The 3170-nt window shown below is 63.0% G+C and carries 3 protein-coding genes; all 3 read left to right on the forward strand.

All coding sequences use genetic code 11. The features are described from left to right. Window positions 1-113: 113 nt before the first annotated feature. The 3 genes from KBC96_15545 (at window position 114) to KBC96_15555 (ending at window position 3166) form a co-directional block, all read left to right on the forward strand. Window positions 114-488 (forward strand): STAS domain-containing protein, encoded by a 375-nt coding sequence (locus KBC96_15545; protein ID MBP6965808.1) that lies wholly within the window; start codon window positions 114-116, stop codon window positions 486-488. 67 nt (window positions 489-555) lie between these two features. After that, on the forward strand, window positions 556-2541 hold the full coding sequence (locus tag KBC96_15550) for a hypothetical protein (GenBank protein ID MBP6965809.1): 1986 nt from the start codon (window positions 556-558) through the stop codon (window positions 2539-2541). Window positions 2542-2686: 145 nt separating this feature from the next. Continuing rightward, window positions 2687-3166: a GNAT family N-acetyltransferase gene (locus KBC96_15555; protein ID MBP6965810.1), complete on the forward strand. Its 480-nt coding sequence runs from the start codon at window positions 2687-2689 to the stop codon at window positions 3164-3166. Window positions 3167-3170: the final 4 nt, after the last annotated feature.

Below are 3170 nucleotides of genomic sequence, written 5' to 3' on the forward strand. Positions count from 1 at the left end.
GTGGACACGTTCATCCCGGTCCTGGGATCGCTCGACGAGGCTGCGAAGGAACTGAGTGTGTCGGGTGTCGTCTGATGACACGTCTCGCGACGATATGATATGGAGCGGACCGAATGATCGAAGACGTGCAGGCTGAGGAGTTCTCCATACGCGTTCAGAAGCTGAACGGCGCGGTGGTGATCGAGCTGACGGGTGAGATAGACATCCCGGCAGTCTCGCACCTCGCGAAAGCGCTTACCGAAGCCACGAAGAAGGGCAGGGGGCCTGTCATTCTGGATGCCAAGGATCTGACCTACATCTACAGCGCGGGCATTCAGACCCTGCTCTCGGCCCACCGCAGGCTGACTGAGACGGGACGCGCCCTGGCGATCGTCGGCTCCCACGGCATATTCGCCAAGCTGATGCACATCACCCGGCTGGAGCATCATTTCAAGATGTACCCCACTATCGAGGATGCTCTCGCCGACCTCTGCGCCGCCCCCGCCTGATCCATCGCGAAGGAATCGCCCCATCCTCGCCGAATATGAAGCCGGCGATACGTTTGGAGAAGGCAACATGCTCTACAGGATGGTAGTTCTGCTGGCGATGGTTGGCACACTGGCATATGCGGGTTCCGGCGGCGAGTTGAAAGGGGAGTACTGCAGCGGCAGGGGTGATGCGGAGTACCTGCGGCTGATAGACCGGTCTTTCGGCTACTTCCATCCGAACCCGGACACGCCCAATATCTCGATGCTCTACTACCCCGAGTGGGACTGCCTTATCGAGGGCTTCCCGACCTGGATGGCGTGGTGGATTCAGAACTCCTACGGGCCGACCTACTGCTCCCTGCCGTTCCTGCGGGAGCCCTGGCTTACCTTCCTTCAGCACTCCCAGGATATGTGGTTCGACAACCAGGGTGACGGCAGGAAGGGCGGCTACGCGCAGTTTGCCGAGCTGATAGGGCCGGAAGGGTGCCTCTGCGACTGCGCGACTCCGGAAGGAGCGATATACCGCCAGGGCGACGGCAACTGGCGGATGCACGACTGGGGGTTCGAGTTCACCGCGGCCGGAGTGGTCATGCAGGCGGAGCTTCTTCTCATCAGCCGCGACAAGGACGCCGCCCGCAAGTATCTGCCGAACCTGGAGCGGGCGTGCGACTTCATCGAGTCGGTGCGCGATCGCGAAAACAACCTGTTCCTCGTCGGTCCGGCGGCGAACCTGCTCGCGCCGAGCTACGGCGGGATCAGGCAGGCGGACGGCTCCTTCGGTAAGGGGCATCTCGCCGGGCTGTCCATCACCTATCTGGCCGCCCTCGATCGCATGGTCGAACTCCAGAAGCTGGTGGGCGATTCGAGCAAGGCCTCGTTCTACGACGAGCGCCGCCGGGCAACCCGCGGCTCTCTCTCGCGCCTCGTAACGCCCGAAGGGTACTTCGTGAAGTCCGTCGAGACCGACGGCACGAAGCACGGCGTCCTTGGTCAGGAGAAGTACGGCTACTTCGAGGCGGTGGCAAACGTGGATGCGGTGGCGTTCCGGGTGGCCGATCACGCTCAGTCGCGCAAGATCTACGCGAAGATCGCTTCGATTCCGGAACTCCGGCCGCACGACTTCATCATCACGAACTACCCGTCGCTCGACGACATGTACGACAACTGGGAAAGCACAGATCACGAGGGCCTGTGGACATACGGCATGTGGGTCAACGGCGGCGCATGGTCAACCGTCGAGGCGCGCGCGATCATGGCCTACTACCGGCTTGGCGAGTTCGATGACGTCCGCAGGTCGGCGCTCCATTCCGAGCGGCTGGCGAAGGACTACCAGATGGACGCGCCGCTCAAGGATTTCGGCGCGAAGGTCTGGTTCGACGACAGGCTGACTAACCTCTGCTGGGACGCGCTCGGAATCCCGGCGGCGACGGCGCGCGGCCTCTTCGAGTACGTCTACAAGGCCGACAGCCTCACCCTCTTCCCGCACGTTCCTCCCGGCATTGCTGAGTACTCCCAGAAGGAACCTGTCCGGTTCGGCGAAAAGCGGATCACGATCTCGCTGAAGAACGGCGGCCCGGCTGTCAAGTCGCTCAAGGTCAATGGGAGCGCTTGGAAGGTTGATGCCGTGGACCGCGTCGTGCTTCCCTTCGAGAAACTGCCGAAGAACGCGCGCGTCGAGATCGTGACGGCCGGCGGATGGCCGTCGGAAGAGATTCGGGCAGTCGCGGAGGCAAATGCATCGGGAGAAGCCGCGGTCGCTGAGGAGGTCGAACTTCCGGCGGGTCTGCGCAGTCCTTTCGAGTCGCTGTCCGAGGTGCGGAGGAAGCTGCGGGCCGGGTATGAGAGAGACTACGCGGACGAGGCGCTCCGCGCCTTCCAGGCCTGTCGGACGAGGGCTTCGCGCGATGCGTCGGGCTGGTACTCGGACCTGACCCCTGACAAGCGCGCGGCCGTCATGAAGATGTACGAGGACGCGGCGATGAACATGTTCAAGGGGTTCGACGGGCTGATGAAGCGGTATGCCTCCGGCACCGACCGCGAGAGGCAGATCGCCGCGAGGTACACATCCAAGTGACCTGTAGGGGCTAAGCATTGGCCCACGGCTGAGTGCCGACCTGCCTTGATGATCGCCAATGCTTCGCCCGATCTGCCCTGTAGTGGCCGTGCCTCGTGCCGGCCCGAAACCCCGCCTAGAGTATGAGCATGAGTAGGAGTACGAAATGCCTGATATGCTTGTGAAGCTGTACGATCTCCCTGACGACAGCGAGGGCATCGATCGGCTGAAGGACGAGGGGATCACCATACGCCGCGTAGCGTCCTATGAGACCTCGGCGCTCCGGCGGTTCGTGCTGGAGAACTTCTCCGAACTGTGGGCCGATGAAGCGATGATCGGCTGCCACCAGCACCCGCGGACGGCCTTCATCGCCACGCACGAGAAGAAGATCATAGGCTTCGCGTGCCACGAGTGTACCCGCCGAGGGTTCTTCGGCCCGACGGGGGTCCTGGAGTCGTACCGAGGGAAGGGGGTCGGCAAGGCGCTCTACCTCGCCTGCCTCCACGCTATGCGAGAGATGGGTTACGCCTACGCGATCATCGGCGGGGCCGGCCCGACCGGCTTCTACGAGAAGTGCTCCGGCGCGACCGTCATCCCCGACAGCAAGCCGGGAATCTATACCGACATGCTCGACCGTTCACCTTAGGGGC

The sequence above is a fragment of the Armatimonadota bacterium genome (assembly GCA_017993055.1).
Lineage (GTDB): Bacteria > Armatimonadota > UBA5829 > DTJY01 > DTJY01 > JAGONM01.